Source organism: Parabacteroides sp. AF39-10AC (assembly GCF_003635405.1).
Taxonomy (GTDB): Bacteria; Bacteroidota; Bacteroidia; order Bacteroidales; family Tannerellaceae; genus Parabacteroides; species Parabacteroides distasonis.
This window is the reverse complement of the sequence record NZ_QTLP01000003.1, coordinates 68,825-91,655: the sequence shown is the minus strand read 5'-3', so window position 1 is coordinate 91,655 and position 22,831 is coordinate 68,825. Positions and strand designations below refer to the sequence as shown.

Annotated in this window: 17 protein-coding genes, 3 tRNA genes and 1 pseudogene; 15 read left to right on the top strand and 6 right to left on the bottom strand. The window is 44.8% G+C overall.

The features are described from left to right. Nucleotides 1–2: 2 nt before the first annotated feature. From DW033_RS03760 to hutH, 11 genes and pseudogenes are all read left to right on the top strand, one after another. The gene (locus tag DW033_RS03760; protein WP_005867799.1) at nucleotides 3–1,220 is read left to right on the top strand and encodes a fatty acid--CoA ligase family protein; all 1,218 of its coding nucleotides are present in this window, start codon (nucleotides 3–5) and stop codon (nucleotides 1,218–1,220) included. Then, nucleotides 1,217–1,945, top strand: coding sequence for an SDR family NAD(P)-dependent oxidoreductase (locus tag DW033_RS03755; RefSeq protein WP_122382460.1), 729 nt, complete (start codon nucleotides 1,217–1,219; stop codon nucleotides 1,943–1,945). Before DW033_RS03760 ends, DW033_RS03755 begins: the two co-directional genes overlap by 4 nt. 230 nt (nucleotides 1,946–2,175) lie before the next feature. Further along, nucleotides 2,176–2,769, top strand: a complete 594-nt coding sequence (locus DW033_RS03750) for a sugar transferase (RefSeq protein ID WP_005867802.1) — start codon at nucleotides 2,176–2,178, stop codon at nucleotides 2,767–2,769. A gap of 30 nt (nucleotides 2,770–2,799) precedes the next feature. Further along, nucleotides 2,800–4,119 carry a DegT/DnrJ/EryC1/StrS aminotransferase family protein gene (locus tag DW033_RS03745; protein ID WP_005867804.1) on the top strand — a complete coding sequence of 440 codons (1,320 nt, stop codon included), beginning with the start codon at nucleotides 2,800–2,802 and terminating at the stop codon, nucleotides 4,117–4,119. Nucleotides 4,120–4,214: 95 nt separating this feature from the next. After that, nucleotides 4,215–4,892: pseudogene (locus DW033_RS03740) on the top strand (DegT/DnrJ/EryC1/StrS family aminotransferase); the annotation flags it as partial. Nucleotides 4,893–5,236: 344 nt separating this feature from the next. After that, the gene (locus DW033_RS03735) at nucleotides 5,237–6,271 is read left to right on the top strand and encodes a Fic family protein (RefSeq protein ID WP_121961604.1); all 1,035 of its coding nucleotides are present in this window, start codon (nucleotides 5,237–5,239) and stop codon (nucleotides 6,269–6,271) included. A gap of 235 nt (nucleotides 6,272–6,506) precedes the next feature. Continuing rightward, complete coding sequence (locus DW033_RS03730) at nucleotides 6,507–8,510, top strand: urocanate hydratase (protein WP_122369012.1); 2,004 nt, start codon at nucleotides 6,507–6,509, stop codon at nucleotides 8,508–8,510. After that, nucleotides 8,507–9,412, top strand: a complete 906-nt coding sequence (gene ftcD / locus DW033_RS03725; protein WP_036611367.1) for a glutamate formimidoyltransferase — start codon at nucleotides 8,507–8,509, stop codon at nucleotides 9,410–9,412. The genes DW033_RS03730 and ftcD overlap by 4 nt, the downstream gene beginning before the upstream one ends. A gap of 3 nt (nucleotides 9,413–9,415) precedes the next feature. After that, a complete protein-coding gene (gene hutI / locus DW033_RS03720) occupies nucleotides 9,416–10,666 on the top strand; it encodes an imidazolonepropionase (RefSeq protein ID WP_005859151.1) in 1,251 nt (416 codons plus the stop codon). A gap of 35 nt (nucleotides 10,667–10,701) precedes the next feature. Then, the gene (locus DW033_RS03715; RefSeq protein ID WP_122382459.1) at nucleotides 10,702–11,325 is read left to right on the top strand and encodes a cyclodeaminase/cyclohydrolase family protein; all 624 of its coding nucleotides are present in this window, start codon (nucleotides 10,702–10,704) and stop codon (nucleotides 11,323–11,325) included. A gap of 3 nt (nucleotides 11,326–11,328) precedes the next feature. Continuing rightward, a complete protein-coding gene (hutH, locus tag DW033_RS03710) occupies nucleotides 11,329–12,825 on the top strand; it encodes a histidine ammonia-lyase (protein WP_005859147.1) in 1,497 nt (498 codons plus the stop codon). A 142-nt stretch (nucleotides 12,826–12,967) separates the two neighbouring features. Here the strand turns inward: hutH and DW033_RS03705 are convergent, their stop codons facing one another. Continuing rightward, the gene (locus DW033_RS03705; RefSeq protein ID WP_005867817.1) at nucleotides 12,968–14,137 is read right to left on the bottom strand and encodes an ATP-binding protein; all 1,170 of its coding nucleotides are present in this window, start codon (nucleotides 14,135–14,137) and stop codon (nucleotides 12,968–12,970) included. Between the two features lie 232 nt (nucleotides 14,138–14,369). Between DW033_RS03705 and DW033_RS03700 the strand changes: the two genes are divergently transcribed. Beyond that, nucleotides 14,370–15,524: an acyltransferase gene (locus DW033_RS03700; RefSeq protein WP_048928724.1), complete on the top strand. Its 1,155-nt coding sequence runs from the start codon at nucleotides 14,370–14,372 to the stop codon at nucleotides 15,522–15,524. Nucleotides 15,525–15,641: 117 nt separating this feature from the next. Here DW033_RS03700 and DW033_RS03695 read toward each other — a convergent pair whose 3' ends face one another. Next, nucleotides 15,642–16,751, bottom strand: coding sequence for an Mrp/NBP35 family ATP-binding protein (locus tag DW033_RS03695; RefSeq protein WP_005859141.1), 1,110 nt, complete (start codon nucleotides 16,749–16,751; stop codon nucleotides 15,642–15,644). Between the two features lie 27 nt (nucleotides 16,752–16,778). Further along, on the bottom strand, nucleotides 16,779–17,537 hold the full coding sequence (gene trmB / locus DW033_RS03690; RefSeq protein ID WP_122382458.1) for a tRNA (guanosine(46)-N7)-methyltransferase TrmB: 759 nt from the start codon (nucleotides 17,535–17,537) through the stop codon (nucleotides 16,779–16,781). A 145-nt stretch (nucleotides 17,538–17,682) separates the two neighbouring features. On the opposite strand from trmB, the gene DW033_RS03685 reads away from it, so the two are divergent. Then, entirely contained in the window at nucleotides 17,683–19,581 is a 1,899-nt protein-coding gene (locus tag DW033_RS03685; protein WP_048928723.1) for a glycosyltransferase 87 family protein, read from the top strand. A 102-nt stretch (nucleotides 19,582–19,683) separates the two neighbouring features. On the opposite strand, the gene DW033_RS03680 is transcribed toward DW033_RS03685, so the two are convergent. The 3 genes from DW033_RS03680 to DW033_RS03670 form a co-directional block, all read right to left on the bottom strand. Continuing rightward, nucleotides 19,684–19,757, bottom strand: a tRNA-Asn gene (locus DW033_RS03680). Between the two features lie 43 nt (nucleotides 19,758–19,800). Further along, nucleotides 19,801–19,874, bottom strand: a tRNA-Asn gene (locus tag DW033_RS03675). A gap of 31 nt (nucleotides 19,875–19,905) precedes the next feature. Further along, nucleotides 19,906–19,979 (bottom strand) — tRNA-Asn (locus DW033_RS03670). A gap of 110 nt (nucleotides 19,980–20,089) precedes the next feature. Between DW033_RS03670 and DW033_RS03665 the strand changes: the two genes are divergently transcribed. Next, entirely contained in the window at nucleotides 20,090–21,067 is a 978-nt protein-coding gene (locus tag DW033_RS03665) for an adenosine kinase (RefSeq protein WP_044546014.1), read from the top strand. Nucleotides 21,068–21,115: 48 nt separating this feature from the next. Beyond that, on the top strand, nucleotides 21,116–22,822 hold the full coding sequence (locus tag DW033_RS03660) for a S41 family peptidase (protein WP_044546013.1): 1,707 nt from the start codon (nucleotides 21,116–21,118) through the stop codon (nucleotides 22,820–22,822). Nucleotides 22,823–22,831 lie beyond the last annotated feature (9 nt).

The window sequence follows — 22,831 nt, the reverse complement described above, 5'->3', positions numbered from 1 at the left end:
CAATGGCAGTATTTCTTGTAGATAACGATAAGACTTATACATACGAGGACTTGTTCTGCTCGCTTAATCATGCGATAGAATATTGTCCTTTGCTCAAGACTAGGGATGTATACGTCTATTTCGTTAACCTAATCCGTGCTCTGACTGCAAATAGACCTCTGGTTCTATTGGATTCGGACTTGAATCCTTCGGAGATTGATGGTGTGGACGAGAATGAGGTGAACCAGACAAAAGTTATCGAGCAGAAATCATTTGCTTCGATGGACGATGTGGTGGCTTCGCTTCAGCAGTCTTCATCAGAGATCACCATCTTCACCTCAGGAACTACTGGTCAGCCTAAGAAGGTGGTGCATACCGTTGACACCTTGACTCGTAGCGTTCGTCTTGGCGATAAGTACAAGGGCCAGGTGTGGGCGTATGCCTACAACCCTACTCACATGGCAGGTCTACAGGTGTTCTTTCAAGCATTCGAGAACCAGAATACCCTCATCAACGTGTTCAACAAGCAGAGGGCTGATGTTTACGAGCTGATTGGCAAGTATCAGATTACTCATGTGTCAGCTACTCCTACATTCTATCGTTTGCTCCTCCCTTTCGAGCATGCATACGAGAGCGTGATTCGTGTCACTTTGGGTGGCGAGAAGTCTGAGCAGCATCTGTATGACTCCATTATGAAGATCTTCCCAACGGCAAAGATTAATAACGTGTATGCCTCAACCGAGGCAGGATCGTTGTTCGCAGCCAAGGGCGATTGCTTCCAGATACCAGAGAAGATTCGCGATAAGTTTACAGTTGTTGATGACGAGCTGCTTATCCATAAGTCACTTCTTGGACGTTCCGACAGTTTCAAGTTCGAGGGTAATTACTATCACTCTGGTGATCTCATCGAGTGGGTAGACAAGGAGCAAGGACTGTTCCGCTTCAAGAGTCGCAAGAACGAGCTCATCAATGTGGGAGGCTACAAGGTCAATCCAGGAGAAGTGGAGAATGTCCTTCGAGCAATCGATGGCGTGAAGCAAGTGCTTGTCTATGGTAGGGCAAATTCAGTCCTCGGTAGCGTGCTTTGTGCTGACATCCAATTGGAAGATAGTTCTGAACTCACCAATGTTGATATTAAGAAGGCGCTTACCTCACAGCTGCAGGATTTCAAGATTCCACGCAGAATTAAGTTTGTAGAACAATTCGAATTAACAAGAACCGGTAAACTCAAACGATCATGAGTAAAAATATTATTGTTACAGGTTGCTCTCGTGGCGTAGGTCTCGAAATTTGTCGTGTCCTACTCGAACAAGGCAACAACGTATATGGTATTGCTCGTAGCTATACCGATGAATTCAAGGCTCTGGAAGCAGAGTGCCCTGATCACGTCTTCTTCAAGAGTGTTGACCTTGCTGATTGTGAAAACGTACGCCATAATGTCTTCAAAGGCTTTTGTAGCAACAAGGTACAGATTGACGGTTATGTAAATAATGCAGCTGTTGCATACGATGACATTGTGACCAACCTCAATTTGGAGCGACTTCAGGCTATGTACAACGTGAATGTCTTCACTCCAATGATGATGACCAAGAATGTTATTCGCAACATGATTCTTCACAAGGTGAAGGGATCTATTGTACATATCTCTTCTATCTCTGTTCACACAGGCTACAAGGGATTGGCAATGTATGCCTCTTCTAAGGGTGCACTCGAAGCATTCTCAAAGGATACTGCTCGCGAGTGGGGATCCCTCGGCATCCGCTCAAATGTCGTAGTTCCTGGCTTCATGGCAACCGCTATGAGCTCTACTCTTACAGAGGAACAAAGAGGCAAGATTTATGCCCGTACGTCACTCAAGGCAGCTACTAGTATCCGTTCAGTTGCAGAAACTGTTGCTTTCCTTGTAAGCGAGAAGGCAGAGAGTATCACTGGTCAGAATATTCACGTTGATAACGGTACGATATAAGTGATACAAGTTGACAAAATAGTCAATAGTGTATTCAACTCCAATACTTACATTCATTGAGTACATTCATAGTTAGGAGTAAGTGGACGCTTGATAATGAAGCTATAGTCACAATGACAGGTTCTCTTCCAACTGTTGTATATTAGAACTGGATAGCGTTTACTTTGTACAATGATGACCTTAATATTAACCGAAAAGCATCTCTTTTTTTTGAATAATCAAACGTATATATGAAACGGCTATTTGATGTTTTTGCCAGTGGCTGCGGTTTACTGGTATTAAGTCCCATATTCCTCATTATGGCAATCTGGATTAAGTTGGATTCCGAGGGATCTGTGTTCTATCGTCAGGTTCGTGTAGGACGAAATAATAATGATTTCCGTATTTTTAAGTTTCGTTCGATGCGTGTAGGTTCAGATAAGGGCTCTTTGGTAACTATTGGAGGTCGAGACCCTCGAATTACTCGTTCTGGATATTTTATACGAAAATATAAGTTGGACGAGTTCCCTCAATTGATTAATGTGTTTCTTGGTGAGATGAGTCTTGTCGGTCCTCGTCCAGAGGTTCGTCACTATGTAAACTACTGGACAGAGGAACAGATGCATGTTTTGGATGTTCGTCCTGGTATCACCGACCCTGCCTCAATTAAATTCCGCAATGAGAATGAGTTGATGGAAAAAGCAAAAGATCCTGAGGACTATTATATCAACGTGATTATGCAGGAGAAGATAAAGCTGTATTTGGAATATGTGCAGAATGCGTCATTCTGGTATGATATCAAACTTATTTTCCAAACATTTAAAGAGATTATTACTGAGAGATAAATACGAGATTAATTTTTAAAAACAAGTATAATGAGTACTGATTTGAAAAGAAGGAAAATTCCCTTTTCACCCCCAGATATGACGGAGGCTGAAGCCCACGAGGTTCGTGACGCAATCCTTAGTGGTTGGATAACTACTGGCCCTCGTACAAAGAAGTTGGAGAAGATAATTTCGGAATATGTTCATACGGAGAAAACTGTATGTTTGAACTCGGCTACGGCTGCCATGGAGATGGTGCTCCATGTGATGGGCGTTGGTCCTGGTGACGAGGTGATTATGCCTGCATATACCTATACAGCATCTGCTTCGGTGGTTGATCATGTGGGTGCTACCATAAAGATGGTGGATATCCGTCCGGCGGCTTATGCAGAGAATGATGGTAACGATCATCAGGATTTTGAGATGGACTACGAGAAGCTGGCTGCAGCAATCACTGAGCGTACGAAGGTAATTGTACCTGTTGACTTGGCTGGTATATGCGCTAATGTAGAGAAGATTTTTGAAGTGGTGAACCGCCTAGAGATCAAGGCGCTCTATCGTCCTGCTAATGACATTCAGGCTAAGATGGGACGTATCGTGGTTTCTAACGACTGTGCCCACTCATTTGGTGCCTCTCGCCATGGTAAGATGGCTGGTGAGATTGCGGACTTCTCTTCATTCTCTTTCCATGCTGTTAAGAACTTCACTACTGCAGAGGGTGGCGCAATGACATGGAACCTGCCTTTCGGAAACGAGAAGGTGGAACGCCAGCAAGTGTATTGCGGAAGTCCTGTACCTTTCATAGAGGGTGAGACTTGGAATGAATTCATCTATCGTCTATCACAGCTCTTCTCGCTCCATGGTCAGAATAAGGATGCGTTGGCTAAGACAAAGTTGGGTGCCTGGGAGTATGATATCATTGGCCCTTGGTACAAGTGCAACATGACTGACATTATGGCTGCTCTGGGGCTTATCCAGTTCGAGCGTTATCCTGAGATGTTGGCTAAGCGTAAGAAGTACATTGAGCGTTATGACGAAGCTCTGGCTCCATATGGCATTGTAGGCTTGAAGCATTATGGTGCAGATTGGGCTGGTAGTGGTCATCTTTACATCACTCGTCTTCCTGGTAAAACACGTGAGCAATGCAACAGCATCATTGAGCAGATGGCAGAGCGTGGTATCGCAACCAACGTACACTATAAGCCACTCCCGATGATGACCGCATATAAAGCAAAGGGCCTTGATATCAAGGATTATCCTAATGCATACAAATTCTTTGAGAACGAGATTACACTTCCTCTGAACACAAAGATGACTGAGGAAGACGTTGAGTACATTATCGAGAACCTTCTATGTTGCCTTCCTAAATAATTGAAACAGTTTAACGTAGATTTAATTATGTAAGCAGTCAAAAATGGCTATTAATTGGAAGATATATCTTCGCTGCGAACAAAATTTATAGAATTGGGAATAAGATGATTACGACCAGTGGTGGTGGTGCGTTGATTTGTCCGGACGGGGAGGCTAAGCAGGAGATCATGTTCTACGCTACGCAGGCTCGGGAGGCTTATCCGTATTACCAGCATGAGCGGATCGGGTATAATTATCGGATGTCGAATATTTGTGCGGGTATCGGGCGTGGTCAGATGACGGTGGCTGATGCTCATGTGGCTCATCATAAGCATGCGTGTGATTTATATCGGGAATTGTTGAGAGATGTGAAAGGAATCACCTTGCATGAGAATCCTTCCGGTCGTTTTGATAGTAATTATTGGTTGAATACGATTGTCTTGGATCCTTTATTGAGGGTGAAAGGGCAGGAGAATGCTTATCAAGCAACGGTACAAGGTGCTGTTGGTGGTGCGGGTGGTGTGACTCATGCGGCGGTTAACGCACATACGGATTGCGAGCCGAATGCCAATGTTGAGGCGATGCGTGTGGGACTTGACGCGATGGGTATAGAATCCCGTCCTTTGTGGAAACCGATGCATAAGCAACCTGTTTATAAGGATTGTCCGGCTTACGTGAATGGGGTGAGCGAATCTTTGTTTAAGGTTGGGTTGTGCCTGCCTTCCGGCCCGTATGTGACGGATCGGGATATTGAGTATATTGTTGGAGGTATAAGGGGCTTGATTGAGCGTTGATTTTAACAGCTTTCATGAGCTAAATTCGTTTCAATACGTAGGCCTAAGTAAAGGCTAATCATAAAGATTTTATTTTTGTTACGAGGAGGGTGTGTCATTTTTTGATGTACCCTTTTTGTGTTCTTTAGCTGAACTTTTCCTTCGCCCCAAAGTCTTACTCTATTCGAGAGCGGAGTTTATGACCATGTGTGAGAGAGCTAGGATCGTGTTCCTACGCATTGGGTATTGGGAAAATATTGCAAATCGGCTCAAATATTGCGGTAAAGATACGAATATCGGCTCAATTTGAGCCGATAGTTGAAGGAAAATTAGTACTTTTGAGCCGATTTAGTGAAAGGAATGTTATGACTATCGAAACAGAAATCCTACAGGTATTGCACTATCATCCGCTATCAAATAGAGGAGCGATAGCTTCCATGCTGGTAAATGCACCAAGCGACAGCACCATGAAAAGACTCTTGGCTGATGCTGTCAGCAAAGGTCTTATAGAAGTGTATGGAAAAGGACCTGCTACCAAATACTCGCTTACTCCACAAGCTCAGGTAACGATGCCTTTGGATATTGATACCTATTTCAAGAATGAAATGGATGATCGTACTGTGCAGGAAAATTTCAATTTCGAACTCATAAAACAGATTCTGCCAAAGGTTTCACTTTTCACAGAAGAGGAATGTAAACGTTTGGATAAAGCTCAGTCCACTTTCAGAACCCACCTTGAAGAACTTTCTGAAACAGATTACAAAAAGGAGATGGAAAGACTGGGTGTTGACCTGTCGTGGAAATCTTCACAAATCGAGGGCAATACTTATTCCCTGCTAGAAACGGAGCGCCTGCTGAAAGAAAGACAGGAAGCTACTGGTAAGACAAGGGAAGAAGCTATCATGCTGCTCAATCACAAGGATGCGCTTGATTTTGTTCTCAATGTGCCCGACTATCTTAAGGAAATATCCGTCCACCGCATAGAGGACATCCATTCTTTACTGACCAAGGACTTAGGTGTGGAAAGAAACATACGACGCCGACGTGTGGGTATCACAGGTACGAACTATCGTCCCCTTGATAACGAGTTCCAGATTCGTGAGGCATTGGAAGATACCTGTAAACTTATCAATGGCAAAGACAATATCTTTGAGAAGTCATTACTTGCACTGGTTCTCCTTTCTTATATTCAGGCATTTTCGGATGGAAACAAACGTACTGCCCGTATCACAAGCAATGCCATACTGATAGCTAATGGTTATTGCCCAATCTCATTCAGAACGGTTGATTCCATAGACTACAAAAAAGCCATGCTGATATTCTATGAACAGAATAACATTGCCGCTTTCAAGAAGATATTCATAGAACAATTTGAATTTGCTGTCAAAACTTATTTTTGATTTCTTTTGTGAAAACTAACGGACTATCGTATTTACGAAACAACTTCTACTACTGAACAATTATAATTATGCCCCCGTCTTTCTTTCCCTTAGGGAGGATGAGAGAGACGGGGGCTTTTTTATGCTTCTAAACATGGAATGATAATTGGCTGGGATTTGGATAATCGCTAACTTGTCGGCGCTGAATCCGTGAAATTCCTTGCAGATTGTAAGCACCTACTAAATCATTCACGTTATGGAAATACATCTTGATAACTATTTGCCGGAATATCCTTCCTTCGTTTCCGGTATTCGCCGTGCTCCCGATCGCGGCTATTCGCTTACGCCCGCTCAAACAGAAACGGCATTGATGAATGCGCTTCGTTACATCCCTGTTGAATTACATGAGAAGCTAGCTCCTGAGTTCATGGAGGAATTATTGACCCGGGGACGGATCTATGGTTATCGTTACCGTCCGCAGGGAGACTTGAAAGCGAAGCCTATCTCTGAATATAAAGGTAAATGTATCGAGGGAAAGGCCTTTCAAGTAATGATCGATAATAACCTTTGCTTTGATATCGCTTTGTACCCTTACGAGTTGGTTACGTATGGCGAGACTGGGCAGGTCTGCCAGAATTGGATGCAATATCGTTTGATTAAGAAGTATTTGGAGGAGCTGACCGAGGAGCAGACCTTGGTGATCGAATCCGGGCATCCTCTGGGATTGTTTCATTCCAAGCCGGATGCCCCACGGGTGATTATCACGAACTCCATGATGGTGGGAATGTTCGATAACCAAAAGGATTGGCATGTCGCCGCCCAGATGGGAGTCGCTAATTATGGACAGATGACGGCCGGAGGTTGGATGTATATTGGCCCGCAAGGTATTGTACACGGTACGTTTAATACATTGTTGAATGCCGGACGTAAGAAATTAGGGATTCCACAAGATAAGGATTTGCGAGGCTATCTGTTTGTATCTTCCGGTTTAGGAGGAATGAGTGGCGCTCAACCTAAAGCCGCCGTGATTGCCGGTGCTGCCAGTATAATCGCCGAGGTAGACGCTTCCCGTATCGAGACACGCCGATGCCAAGGATGGGTCCAGCATGTGACGGATGATATGGGGAAAGCTTTCTCCTTAGCCGATGAGGCGATTCGTAAGAAAGAACCGATCTCTATCGCTTTTCATGGCAATATCGTGGATTTATTGGAATATGCCGATAAACAGGGTCTTTCCATCGACCTATTGAGTGACCAGACCTCGTGTCATGCGGTCTATGAAGGTGGTTATTGTCCGGCAGGCGTGACGTTTGAGGAACGTACGGAATTATTGGCTCATCACCGGGAAGATTTTTGTGCTTTGGTCGATAAAACGTTGAAACGACATTTCGAGGTGATCAAGCGTCTGGTTGCCCGGGGTACCTATTTCTTTGACTATGGGAACTCCTTCATGAAAGCGATCTATGATGCCGGTGTACATGAGATTTCCCGTAACGGTGTGGACGAGAAAGATGGTTTTATATGGCCTTCTTATGTGGAAGATATCATGGGGCCGGAATTATTTGATTATGGGTACGGTCCTTTCCGCTGGGTATGTTTAAGCGGTAAGCCGGAAGATTTGATTCGCACGGATCATGCGGCTATGGCGTGTATCGATCCGACTCGAAGAGGGCAGGATATGGATAATTATAATTGGATACGTGACGCGGAGAAGAACCGTTTGGTGGTGGGTACGCAAGCCCGGATCTTATATCAAGACGCTGAGGGGCGCTTGAAGATCGCCCTTGAGTTTAACCGAATGGTACGTGATGGGGAGGTTGGCCCGATTATGTTGGGACGAGACCATCATGACGTGAGCGGTACGGATTCTCCATTCCGTGAGACCTCTAATATACGGGACGGAAGCAATGTGATGGCTGATATGGCGGTGCAGTGCTTCGCTGGAAATGCCGCCCGGGGTATGAGCTTGGTCGCTCTTCATAATGGTGGAGGGGTTGGTATCGGTAAGGCGATAAACGGAGGTTTCGGTATGGTTCTCGATGGTAGTGAGCGGGTGGACGAGATACTTCGCTCTGCTATGATATGGGACGTGATGGGGGGTGTCGCTCGTCGCTCATGGGCCCGTAACCCGAATGCGATGCGTACGAGCGCTACTTTCAATGAGAACCGTGGCGAACAGTATCATATTACCCTCCCGTATATCCCGGAGAGGGCGTTTATTCATGAAATCGTACAAACATCATTAAATAAAAAGGTATGAGTACTTGGAATAAGATTATGGAATGTGTCCCTAACTTCAGTGAAGGACGGGATCTGGAGAAGATAGATAAGATCGTAGCGCCTTTCCGGGCTAAGACGGGTGTTAAACTGTTGGACTATAGTAATGATGAGGATCACAATCGCTTGGTTGTTACCGTGGTAGGGGAGCCAGTCGCTTTAAAACAAGCCGTATTGGAGGCCATTGGAGTTGCCGTTGAGCTGATCGATTTAAACAAGCATAGCGGTCAACATCCTCGAATGGGGGCCGTAGATGTGGTTCCTTTTATACCGATTCGCGGATGTACGATGGAAGAGGCGATCGCCTTGTCTAAGGAAGTAGGGGAGGAAGTGGGCGCTCGTTATGCCGTGCCGGTCTTCTTATATGAAAAATCGGCTTCCGCCCCTTACCGGGAGAATCTGGCGGCGATCCGTAAAGGAGAGTTTGAAGGGATGGCAGAGAAAATCCATCAACCGGAGTGGAAACCTGATTTTGGTCCGGCCGAAAGACATCCGACAGCCGGTACGGTCGCCATAGGTGCCCGCATGCCTTTGGTCGCCTATAATGTGAACTTAGGAACGAATCAATTGCAGATCGCTACGGATATAGCGAAGAAAATCCGTTTCATCGGCGGAGGTTTACGTTATTGTAAAGCGATGGGGGTTGAGTTGAAGGAACGTGGTATCGTACAGGTCTCTATTAATATGACCGATTATACCCGTACGGCCTTGTACCGGGCCTTCGAGTTAGTTCGTATCGAGGCTCGCAGATATGGTGTTCCGGTGGTGGGGAGCGAGATTATCGGCTTGGTTCCTATGGAGGCGTTGATCGATACGGCCTCTTACTATTTGGGATTAGAGGACTTCTCTATGAATCAAGTATTGGAAGCCCGTATTATGGAATAGCGTATGGAGAATAGCAAGATATTAATCAGGAATGCTGCCCAGATCGTCACTTGTCATGGGGATAAGGCACGACGGGGAGCGGAGATGTCTGATTTAGGCGTTATCGAGGATGGAGCCGTAGCGATGTCTGATGGGGTTATTACGCATGTAGGACCTACGGAGGAGGTACTTCGAAACATCCATGCGGAGGATTATTTGGAGATTCGGGCGGAGAACCAAGCGGTGTTACCCGGATTTGTAGATAGCCATACGCATTTTATCTTTGGCGGTTACCGGGAGGAGGAGTTCTCTTGGCGATTGCGGGGAGATAGTTATATGTCGATCATGGAGCGTGGTGGAGGTATCGTGAATACGATGAAAGCTACCCGTGAAAGTGATTTCGATACACTATGGGACAGAGGGGAAGAACGTTTGGATGAGTTATTCTCCATGGGTGTTACCACGGTGGAGGGGAAAAGTGGTTATGGTTTGGATTTGCAAACAGAATTAGTTCAGCTTCGTGTCATGTCGGACCTGAATGAGTCTCATCCGATGGATGTCGTATCGACCTTTTTGGGAGCTCATGCTGTTCCTCCTGAATTTGCCGGTCGTACGGACGATTATGTGGATTATATGATCGAGGAAGTTCTTCCTGCCATACGAGCCGAACATACGGTTACGTTTTGTGATGTGTTTTGTGAGAAAGGCGTTTTCTCGTTAGAACAGAGTGAGCGCTTGCTTCGTGCCGCCCGTCATCATCGTTTTAAATTGAAGATGCATGCGGATGAGATCGTTCCTTTCGGAGGGGCGGAACTGGCGGCCTCCTTGAAGTGTGTAAGTGCTGATCATTTATTACATATATCGGATACAGGCATCAAACGTCTGGCAAGAGCGGGTGTCGTAGCTACCTTACTTCCGCTGACTGCCTTTTCCTTGAATGAGCCGTATGCGCCTGCCCGGAAAATGATAGATGCCGGTTGCGCGGTGGCTTTAGCTTCCGATCTAAATCCGGGAAGTTGTTTCTCCGCCTCGATCCCGATGATGATAGCCTTGGCCTGTATCTATATGAAGATGACCCCTGAAGAAGCGGTAACGGCATTGACCATTAATGGAGCCGCAGCTGTGGGACGTGCCTCCGAGATTGGAAGTATCAGCGTGGGAAAACGTGCGGACGTGATCTTGCTGAAATACCCGTCTTATAAGTTCCTACCTTATCATGTGGGAATGAATCTCGTGGATACCGTAATTAAGGATGGGGAACTTTATATGATGTAAGATAAGAATTGTTGAATCATTTAAATCAAAATACTATGTTAGCAGACTTGACAATTAAAGATTTTTTGGCGGAAACGGCGGGTAGTGCTCCCGTTCCCGGTGGTGGAAGTATATCTGCCTTGAATGGCGCTATAGCGGCAGCTTTGACAGAGATGGTGGCCCATCTGACTGTTGGCAAAAAGAAATATGCGGAAGTGGAAGGACAAATGAAGACGATCGCTACCGAGGCGGCTTTGATCCGTGAGCGTCTTACTGAATATATCGATAAGGACAGCGAGGCTTATGATCGTGTATTCTCCGCTTTTAAGTTACCGAAAGAAACGCCTGACGAACAGGTGATCCGTACGAATGCGATACAGAGCGCTACTAAAGAGGCGGCTATTGTTCCGATGAGGGTGGCGGAGGAGATCGGTTCCGTAATGGAGACGATTATCTATGTGGCTCACAAAGGTAATCAGAATGCCGTCACGGATGCTTGCGTGGCGATGATGGCTGCCCGTACTTGTGTATTGGGGGCTTTATTGAATGTCCGAATTAACTTAACGTCCATCCAAGACGAGGTGTTCGTCGGAATGATGCGGAAGAAAGCGGATGAACTGGAGGCGAACGCTATCCGTGTAGAGCAAAAGTTATTGGATTGGGTGAAGACTAAATTATAGCATATGAGTAATGTTTATTATGTGGGTTCCGAGCCTCTCTCTTTTGAGGGAATCGAACGGATACTTACTCAAAATATGAAGTTGGAGCTTTCACCCGAGGTGAAGGAGCGCATCCAGCGTTGCCGGGATTACTTGGATCATAAGATCGAGCAGCAAGAGGGGCCTTTGTATGGGATTACTACCGGTTTCGGGTCCTTATGTAATAAGAATATCTCTCCGGACGAATTGAGCACCTTGCAAGAGAACTTGGTGAAAAGTCATGCCTGTAGCGTAGGGGATGAGGTAAGTCCGGTGATCGTCCGTTTGATGATGTTATTGAAGGCGCATGCCCTTTCGTTGGGGCATAGTGGCGTACAGGTGATCACCGTACAACGTATTCTGGACTTTTTCAATAATGACGTGCTTCCGATCGTGTATGATCGTGGCTCTTTAGGCGCTTCCGGTGATTTGGCACCTCTGGCGAATTTGTTCCTGCCTCTGATCGGCGTGGGTGATGTTTATTATAAGGGCCGCAAACGGGAAGCGATCAGCGTATTGGACGAGTTCGCTTGGAAGCCTGTGAAGCTGAAAAGCAAGGAGGGGTTAGCTTTATTGAACGGTACGCAATTTATGAGCGCCAATGGCGTATTCGCCTTGATGCGTGCGTTTAGCCTGTCCAAGAAAGCGGATCTGATCGCCGCTTTATCCTTGGAGGCTTTCGATGGGCGTATCGATCCTTTCATGGATTGTATCCAGCAGATGCGTCCGCATCCCGGACAAATCGAGACCGGGGCCGCTTTTCGACGGCTATTGGAGGGAAGTGAGTTAATCGCCCGGAAAAAGGAACATGTTCAGGACCCGTATTCATTCCGTTGTATCCCTCAAGTGCATGGGGCTACGAAAGACGCTATCAATTATGTGGCGAATGTCCTGCTTACCGAAGTAAATTCCGTGACGGATAACCCGACGATCTTCCCGGAGGAGGATAAGATTATTTCCGGCGGTAATTTCCACGGTCAGCCCTTGGCGATTTCTTATGATTTCTTGGCGATTGCCTTGGCTGAGTTAGGAAATATATCGGAACGTCGTGTCGCTCAATTGATCATGGGTTTGCGGGGATTGCCTGAGTTCTTGGTCGCTAATCCCGGCTTGAACTCCGGTTTCATGATCCCTCAATATGCGGCCGCCAGTATGGTAAGCCAGAATAAGATGTATTGCTATGCGGCGAGCAGCGATTCTATCGTGTCTAGTAATGGACAAGAGGATCATGTGAGTATGGGGGCGAATGCGGCGACGAAATTGTTTAAGATCATGGACAACTTGGATCATATCTTGGCGATCGAGCTGATGAATGCGGCACAAGGAATCGAGTTCCGTCGTCCGGCTAGGACCTCCCCTGTGTTGGAGAAGTTCTTGAAGGATTACCGGAAAGAGGTGCCATTTATCGATGAGGATATTATTATGTACACGGAAATACATCGTACGGTGGCGTTTATTCGTAGGAAAGACTTTGTATATTAATTTTAGGAACACGGAGCACACGGAATACACGGATTTGTTTTGCGATATGTAATATTGATCTGTGCGATGCCGTGTATCCTGTGTGCTCCGTGTTCTTTTTGTATATTCGCCAACTATTACGAATGAAACTAAATGAGCGGATTTAATAATTGAGCCCGAACTGCCACAAAGGGATTACATTCATGTATCCTTGTTCGATATTGTCCTTTACAACGAAGCCGTTCTCTATTCCTTGCAGTTGCTTTTGCTTTTTATTTTTCCCTCCAACTTCGAAAGTATAGTCGGCTATTTGAAAATCCGATATAGGGGAGGTGATGACTTCTTGCTCCACACGTGTTTGATTCAAGAAGAATGTTTCTCTGATGTTCCCGATGTTGGATATTTCCTTCCCCAAATTGTACATAAGAGTAGGATTATCCAGATAAACTTTATCTACTTTGCCTAGCCCTCTGATGCCACCGACTCCATCGCGTAGTTGGGAGATTAATCCGGATTCCTCGAGATAAAGAAAGTAATCGGATAAATTGTTGCGACTCACTCCTAGCATAATCGCTATGCTACTCATATTCGGTTTGAATGGTACGCTTTGGGCAATGATGGTGAGCAATTGCTTTAGTTTTCGTGCTGTTGATATGCTCATTTCTGAATACTGCGGTATATCAACTTCCAACGTCGTGTTTATTACTTGTTGTAAGCGTATATGAAATTGGTCTTCTTTCGAGAACGGATAATACCCTTTCTCTAGATAGGATTGGAAATAGGCATAAGGACGGAATTTCTCGGGGAGTTCTATGCGGTGCTCTACGATATCGGCTAGTGTATGGGTCTGGATCTCTATGTTGTGAAACATATTAAGATATTCGCGAAATGAAAGCCCTTGCATAGAATAGACGATAGCCCGTCGGCTCAGGTCTGCCGATCCCTTGTTGATATCAAGGATGGAGGAACCTGTGAAGAATATCTTTAGATCTGCGTGATAGTCATACATCAGTTTTAGCTCGCGGGCCCAGTCCTTGTATTTATGGATTTCGTCTATAAGAAGATGGGTCCCTCCTCGCTTGACGAAGTCATCAGCTAAATCCACTAAGTGGTGGCTGGAAAAGTACAAATCATCAGCGTTGACGAACAAGGTCGTATTTCTGTTCAGTTTTTCTTTGGCATATTGCAACATCAAAGTAGTTTTCCCAACGCCACGCGGACCTACTAAGCCCAATAGCCGGTTGTTCCAATTAATGCGGTCGAACATATATCGATGGAATGAGGTAGGTGTAGTACGTAACATCGCATCGAAACTTGTTTGTAACTTATCCATATATTATAATGTTTTCGCAAATATACTAATTTGCACTGTGAATAGTGCATTTTTCGTAAAGAATTGCACTACTTGCGGTGCAATTTATGTTATCTTTTCTTGATTCTTGGTTGCGATCACCCGTTCTGTCGGGTGAAGAGCGAGAGCCGGAGCTATATAGCCGTGGATACGATGTATGACTATTCCTTTTTTTGTATATTCGCCAACTATTACGAATGAAACAGTTATTTATATGGAACAAAAGCAAATCTCTACCGTGAAAACTCATGTCGTATGGTTGGACGTTGTTCGCCTGATCGCGATGTTTACTGTTGTTTGCTGTCATTGTACAGACCCGTTTAATTTCTATCCCGGAGATTCTCCGATTATTGGGGATATTAAGTTTTGGGGAGCTGCCTATGGGGCTTTTCTTCGTCCTTGTGTACCTCTGTTCGTTATGATTACGGGAGCCTTGTTGCTACCGGTCCGGGAAGAGACTTCTATTTTCTATAAGAAAAGGATATTGCGTGTATTCTGGCCTTTCTTGATTTGGTCTGTTATTTATAATTTATTTCCTTGGTTTACGGGACTGCTTGGTTTGAGGCCGGAACTTATTCTTGATTTCTTCCCTTATTCGGGAGAAGAGGTGACTCGTCAATCGTTGAGTGTGTCTTTAGGCTATATCGCCCAGATACCGTTCAATTTCTCATTGTTGGATGTACATATGTGGTATATCTATTTACTGATAGGTTTATATCTTTATTTGCCGATCTTCTCCGCTTGGGTCGAGAAAGTTTCGGATAAGGCGAAATTATGGTTTCTGGCAGGTTGGGGAGTGACTTTGTTTATTCCTTATTATCGGGAATTCGTATCTCCTTACATTTGGGGTGGATGCTCATGGAATGAATTCAGTATGCTTTATTATTTCGCCGGGTTTAACGGTTACTTGCTATTGGGGCATTATCTGCGGAATCATGATTGGTCGTCAGGAAAGATCGTTGGGATAGGCATTCCTATGTTTGTCGTAGGCTATGCCATTACTTTCTTCGGTTTCCGCTATACGACCGCTTTGCCTGCTTACACGGAGGAACAGTTAGAGTTATTCTTCTATTATTGTTCTCCCAATGTGGTGATGATGACGATTCCTATCTTCTTGCTGGCGAAGAAGGTAAATGTTAAGTCGGATACGATTAAGCGAATGTTGGCGAACTTAACCATATGCGGTTTCGGTATCTATATGGTACATTATTTCTTTACGGGACCCAGCGTGCTGTTGGCGAGAGCCTTGAATATCCCTTTGGGTTTACAGATTCCTGCCGCTTCTGTGGTAGCATTCGCCGTATCTTGGTTGATCGTATTGGGTATCAGGAAGATTTGCGGTAAGAAAGCCAAGTATATTGTGGGCTGAATTTATACGTACGTTCGCATAGGCTGATACGTATATAGGCGTAGGCCAATGCGAGCGTACGTGTAGGACGATACGTATATACGTGCGAGACCACACGTATATACGTATAAATCATCTTTATTTCTTGGTTACAATCACTCGCTCTGTCGGAGCCAGATGCTCGTTGCGATAGTCTATTTGCTTGACTACATTCTCGGCCAATTCTTGGAATGCCTTTCCTGTGATCGAGTCCGGGTTCAACGCTACCGGCTTACCTTGATCTCCTCCTTCGCAGATACTTTGTACGATAGGAATCTGTCCCAGTAACGGCACGTTCAGTTCCTCAGCTAGGCGTTTACAACCTTCCTTTCCGAATATATAATATTTGTTTTCCGGTAATTCCGCTGGGGTAAACCAAGCCATATTCTCGATCAATCCTAAAACAGGGACATTAACCTTATCTCCAGTGAACATGCTGATACCCTTACGAGCGTCCGCTAAAGCAACCTCTTGCGGCGTACTTACCACCACGGCTCCGGTTATCGCTAGTGTCTGTACCATTGTCAAATGGATATCACTCGTTCCGGGAGGTAAATCGATTAAGAAATAATCAAGCTCACCCCAGTTGGCGTCGCCGATCAATTGCTTCAATGCGTTGCTAGCCATTGCTCCACGCCATAGGACTGCGTCGTTTTTATTTACGAAGAAGCCGATGGATAACATCTTGACACCATAATTTTCGGCCGGCTTGATCAGTTCCCTGCCCTCTACCTCTTCCATATAAGGGCGAGCCTCTTCTAGGTTGAACATCTTGGGTTGGGACGGCCCGAATATATCGGCATCCAGCAATCCTACCTTATATCCTTGTAAGGCCAATGCGACAGCTAGATTAGCGGCAACGGTACTTTTACCAACTCCTCCTTTACCGGAAGATACGGCGATAATATTTTTTACTTGCGGTAATAATTTATCCGGTTCCGGGCGAGCTAACTGACGGGCTTTTACCGTGATGTTTCCCTTGATATTCACCTCCGGGCTTACATAGGTTAAGATAGCTGTCTCCGCAGCTTTTACTACGGAGCGGATAAACGGATCATTCGGTTTCTCGAATAATAACGAGAAGGTGACATTCATACCATCGATACGAATGTTGTCTTCTACGAGGCCCATGGAAACGATGTCCTTTCCGGTACCCGGGTAACGAACGTTCTTCAACGCCTCAATAATCAGATTCGGATAGATTGTCATATCTGTTGATTTTTTTAAGTCATTCTTTTATTTACCGGAAGCCAAAGTGCTTCGTTTACTGCGATTAAAGCTACGATAAGGATCTAACTCTATTTCTACGTCAGGTTCCACCAATCGTTCCCTTTCCTCACAAACAAACTTGATGTATTTGATGTTTAATCCACGATCCAGCCATTGTTGCTCGTAATAGGTCTTGATGGATAAGATCTCATCCGCCAGATTGGAATGATATAGGTCGTCTGTACTGAACAATACGGGATAATGGTTCGCTTTTACCATCTCGCACGTATAGGTATACATAAAGTTACTATCCGTTTTTAAATGGATAATACCATCTCCGGAAAGGATTTCCCGATACATTTTCATGAAACGGGTTCCGGTCAGACGCTTATTGACCTTTTTCATTTGAGGGTCCGGAAATGTGATCCAGATCTCGGCTACTTCGCCCGGAGCAAAGAAATAGGAAATCAATTCGATACTGGTACGTAGGAAAGCCACGTTATTCATCCCGGCTTCCAGCGATTCTTTCGCTCCGGTCCACATACGTGCTCCCTTGATATCGACACCAATAAAATTCTTATTTGGGAAAAGCTTTCCCAAACCTACGGTATATTCCCCTTTTCCACATCCCAATTCCAAAACAATAGGATGGTCGTTCTTGAAAAAACGTTCATGCCACTGTCCTTTCATATCAAACCCTTTTTCTTGTAGGGCGGCGAAAGGGTATTGGAATACGTGCGGATAGCCCGCCATATCGTCAAACTTAGCTAATTTATTCTTTCCCATGTCGCGAAGATAATACTTAAAAAAATGCTTTTTACGTTTTTTCTACTGTTTTAGATAGGGGTTTTTATGCGTTGGCGAGTCTTTTGAACATATAGGCTGTCAGAAGTTTTATTTGAAAGTGGAGTTGTAACGAATAAAAAAGGATATGTTGAGAGTATTTTTTAGATGCCCGATATTTAAGAATCCGAGGTTTGTCGGATTTGTTTGGTTTGCGACGGCCCTTGTCGCTTGCTTATTGAAATTACCTGTGGGAAGGACTTATAATAACTTTATGATTTATAGGGCTTCCTTTTTCCATGCGTTAGAGTTGAAAGACCTTTATATATATTATCCGAATGAATACCACGACCGGTTTTTATACGGGATCCCTTTTACGGCTATAATAGCGCCTTTCTCCCTCTTCTCTCCTTATATCGGGATGTTGCTATGGTGTCTCGCGAATAGCTTGCTGCTTTATATGGCTATCCGTAAACTCGGATTGGCGGATTGGAAACAGGCGTTTGTCATTTGGGTATGCTTGAATGAGTTATTTACGTGTGTTCTTATGCAGCAATTTAACATAGCCATAGCCGGCATGATTTTATTCTCGTTTATTTTTATTGAGCGGAAACAGGAGTTTTGGGCGGCGCTAATGATTGTCTTGGGTACGATGACTAAGATTTATGGCATTGTCGGTCTTGCTTTCCTGCTATTCTCAAAACGCCGGATCGCCTTTTTGAAAGGACTTATTTTCTGGGGCATAGTCTTGTATGTTCTTCCGATGTTATATACGTCTCCTCAATATGTGGCAAGTCAATACGTGAAATGGTATGAGGTACTTCTCGATAAGAATGTAGAGAATTTATTTACTCCTTATACAAATATCTCTTTGTTGGGGATGGTTCGTAAGATTTTGGGAGTCAATACGTATAGTGATCTCTGGTTGGTTATCCCCGGGCTACTTTTATTTATTGCTCCTTATTTTAGGATAAATCAATATGATAACCGGCGGTTCCGCATGCATTTTCTTTGCTCTACTCTTTTGTTCATGGTTCTTTTTAGCTCCGGAACAGAGAATAGCGGATATTTGGGAGCCATGATAGCCGTCTGCCTTTGGTATATAGGTACGCCTACCCGTAAGACGACTCCTGTCTTGAATACGGTACTATTCGTTTTCTGTTTTATTCTTACATCCCTTTCCCCTACAGATATATTTCCCTGTTATATCCGGAAAACGTATGTTATTCCTTATGCGTTGAAAGCACTACCTTGTGTGTTGATCTGGTTTAAGATCGTATGGGAGCAATTGACATTGGATTTTTCAGAGCCGCTTCATCGGCCGAAGACTCTCCCGGGTAAAGAGGAGGCGATCGACCTTATCTTGCCTTGTTATAACCCACAAGAAGGCTGGGAACGTTTGATGATCGAGAAACATGCGGAATTGGTAAAGATGCTTAAAGGTCGCTCACTTCGTTTTATCGTCGTGAATGACGCTTCGAAGAGAGGATTTACGAAGGATGCGGTGGGACGTCTTCTGGAGGCTCTCCCTGATACGATGATCGTAAGTTATGATACGAATAAGGGAAAAGGAGCCGCTGTTAGGGCTGGCTTGTCTCATTCCACTTCATCCATTACTTTATATACGGATTATGATTTTCCGTATGAGACGGATTCTATCTGCCGGATGGTAGAATGGTTGGAATCGGGATATGATGTTGTTATCGCCGTGCGGAATCATACTTATTATACCCATTTAAGTACTCGAAGAAAGATTATGAGTTATGCTTCCCGTATATTGAATTTTACGCTTCTAGGATTAACGCATACGGATGCTCAAGGAGGTTTGAAAGGTTTTAACCAGCGGGGAAAATCGTTCTTGGCCTCAACTCAGGTGAATCGCTTTTTATTTGATACGGAGTTTATTTATAAGGCTTCGCAGGAGTCGGATGTACTTATTAAAGACATGCCCGCTGATTTGCGGGATAACGTTCATCTTCCCAATATGCGTCGTGGAGTCCTTGCGGAAGAATTAAAGAACTTATTTTTAATCGCTTGGAGAGGGTAGGAGGATTACAGGGTTGTTAATAACCCTGTTGAAAACCCTGTGAATAACGGAAAAAGAACAAAAGAAAAAAGAGATACCTATTAATAGGTATCTCTCTTTTTGCTCTTCCTCTTGGACTTGAACCAAGGACCCTCTGATTAACAGTCAGATGCTCTAACCAACTGAGCTAAGGAAGAATCAGTTTTTAACTTTTTAATCTCTATATGAAAACTCTTTTCGCTCTTCTTCTTGGACTTGAACCAAGGACCCTCTGATTAACAGTCAGATGCTCTAACCAACTGAGCTAAAGAAGAATGTTTTTCAGTCTTTCCCGATGTCTTTTCGCTCTTCCTCTTGGACTTGAACCAAGGACCCTCTGATTAACAGTCAGATGCTCTAACCAACTGAGCTAAGGAAGAATTTTTCGCTCTTTCAAAGGTTATTCCGTAACCCCTTTCTGAAATTGCACTGCAAAAGTACGGGGTATTTTCGAAATATGCAATATCTTTGCGAAAAAAATTACGAAAAAATGAATACAATAGGTTTAGGAAACGCTTTGGTTGACGTTTTATTGAGGCTTGAAAATGATGATGTCCTATCGGAAATCGGGATACAGAAAGGAGCTATGGATATGATTAACAGGGAACAAATGATCGCTATCCGTACAACTTTAGCCGGCTTGCCACGTACGCAAACCCCGGGAGGATCTGTCTGCAACACGATGCGTTCGATGTCTTCTTTAGGGGCGAATTCCGGTTTTATCGGTAAGATCGGGGATGATTCGATCGGCGGATTTTATGAGGATGCGTTGGAAAAAGCGGGTGTCACTTCCTATTTTATCAAGACGGATGGACTTACAGGTAGCTGTACGGTGATGATTTCTCCGGATGGGGAACGTACGATGGGGACTTTCCTTGGCCCGGCCCCGACAATAACCCCGGATGAGATCACCGAGGAGATGCTAAGTAAATATCAATGTATTTATATAGAAGGTTACTTGCTCGTAAACGAGCCGTTGGTTCGTTCTACGATGGAGAAGGCTAAAAAGTTGGGCTTGAAAGTAGCGCTGGATTTGTCGAACTTCAATATCGTGAATGCTTTTAAAGGAATGCTGGAGGATATCATTCCTAAATATGTGGATATTTTGTTCTCTAATGAGAGTGAGGCTGAGGCTTTTACCGGGCAGAAGGCTGCTGAGGCCGTACATACCTTGTCTGAGTTGGTAGAGGTCTCATTGGTTACATTGGGAAAGGAAGGTGCCTTGATCGGTAGTCATGGTCAATTTTATTCTGTCCCGGCTGAGGGGGGCAAACCTGTTGATACGACAGGCGCCGGTGATAACTTCGCCGCCGGATTCTTGTACGGTCAATCCATAGGAGCGTCTTTGGTACAATCCGCACGCATCGGATCGATGTTGGCGGGCTATGTGATCGACGTGGTTGGCCCGGAGATTCCGTATAATAAATGGGAACAAATAAAGTTAAAAGTAAAAGGGATATTGGCTTAGGCGGCGTATTATTCCTTACATTTATGCCGTTAATTAACTAAATATTGTATGTACAGATTGGTTCAACGAAGAGGAATTATAGGTTTATTTTGCTTGCTGTTCGTCGCAAGTAGCGTAGTGCCGGGATGGGCGCAAAAAGATAACCGCTTTGAGGTGAGTAAGAACCTAGACATTTTCAATTCTTTATTGAAAGAAGTAGAGATGTTCTACGTGGATTCAGTGGATGTGGATAAAACCGTTCAGCGGGGAATCGAGGCAATGTTGGCTGGTTTAGATCCTTATACGGAATACTATCCTGAGCAAAAAACGGAGGAATTGAGTCTGATGACGACCGGCGAATACGGAGGTATCGGTTCCTTGATCCGTCAGCGTAACAACGAGGGAGGCGTGATGATTGCCGAGCCTACCGAGGGAATGCCGGCCGATTTAGCGGGTCTGAAGCCGGGCGATCTGATCTTGGCAATCGATACGATCGATGTTTCCAAGGCGACAAACTCCCGGGTCAGCGAGTTGTTGAAAGGTGTTCCGAATACGAAGATGGTTTTGACGATCCAACGTCCGGGCGAGAAGAAACCCCGGAAGTTCGAGATTACCCGTAAGCAGATCACGACACCTCAAGTTACTTACTACGGGGTTAAGAATGACAGTATCGGTTATATTTATCTAAAGGCATTTACTATCAAGAGTGCTCAAGAGGTGAAAGAGGCATTCTTGGATTTAAAGAAAAATCATAATATTAAGTCTTTGGTACTGGATTTGCGCGGTAACGGCGGCGGCGTGCTGGAAGGTGCCGTACAAATCGTAGGTATGTTCGTACCGAAAGGCAGCGAGGTGCTTTCAACGAAAGGAAAGATCAAGCAATGGGATCGTACGTACCGAACCTCTACGGAGCCTTTGGATACGGTAATGCCGTTGGCTATATTGATCAATGGAGGTACGGCTTCCGCCGCTGAGATCGTATCGGGATCTTTGCAGGATATGGATCGTGCCGTGTTGGTGGGACAACGTTCGTTTGGTAAGGGGTTGGTGCAAGCTCCTCGTGACCTGCCTTATAATGGGAAAGTGAAAATCACGATGAGTAAATACTATATCCCGAGTGGTCGTTGCATCCAGCAAATCGATTATTCGCACCGGAAAGAGGATGGTAGCGTGGCGGCTATTCCGGATAGCTTGACTTCCGTATTCTATACGTCCAAGAAGCGTCCGGTTCGTGATGGGGGTGGCGTACGTCCGGAGTTTGAGGTGAAGGAGCCGAAAGTGCCTACCATGATGTATTATTTGGCGGCGGATACGGTCTTGTTCGACTTCGTTACGGATTGGGCACAAAAGCATAAGACAATCGCTCCCATCGAGGAATTTACGGTTTCCGATGAGGATTTCGAAGCTTTGAAGCAATACGCCAAGTCCAAGAATTTCACGTATGACCGCCAAAGCGAGAAAGTATTGAAGAACTTGAAAGAAGTGGCTGAGTTCGAGGGGTATCTGGAGGAGGATTCTACTGCGTTCAAGGAATTAGAGGCTAAGCTGACTCCGAATCTGGAAAGAGATTTCGATCGTTTCAAGGATGAGGTGAAACGAGTAATGGCCGCCGAGATCGTAAAACGTTATTATTACCAACGAGGAGAGTTGCAAGAAAGCTTGAAAGATGATCTTGTATTGGAGAAAGCGTTGGAGGTATTGGGCGATCCGGATTTATACAGGCGTACATTGAGCGTGCCGGTTGAGTTGGAAGCGGCCACCAAGGGTACCGAATAGGCGGGTTTC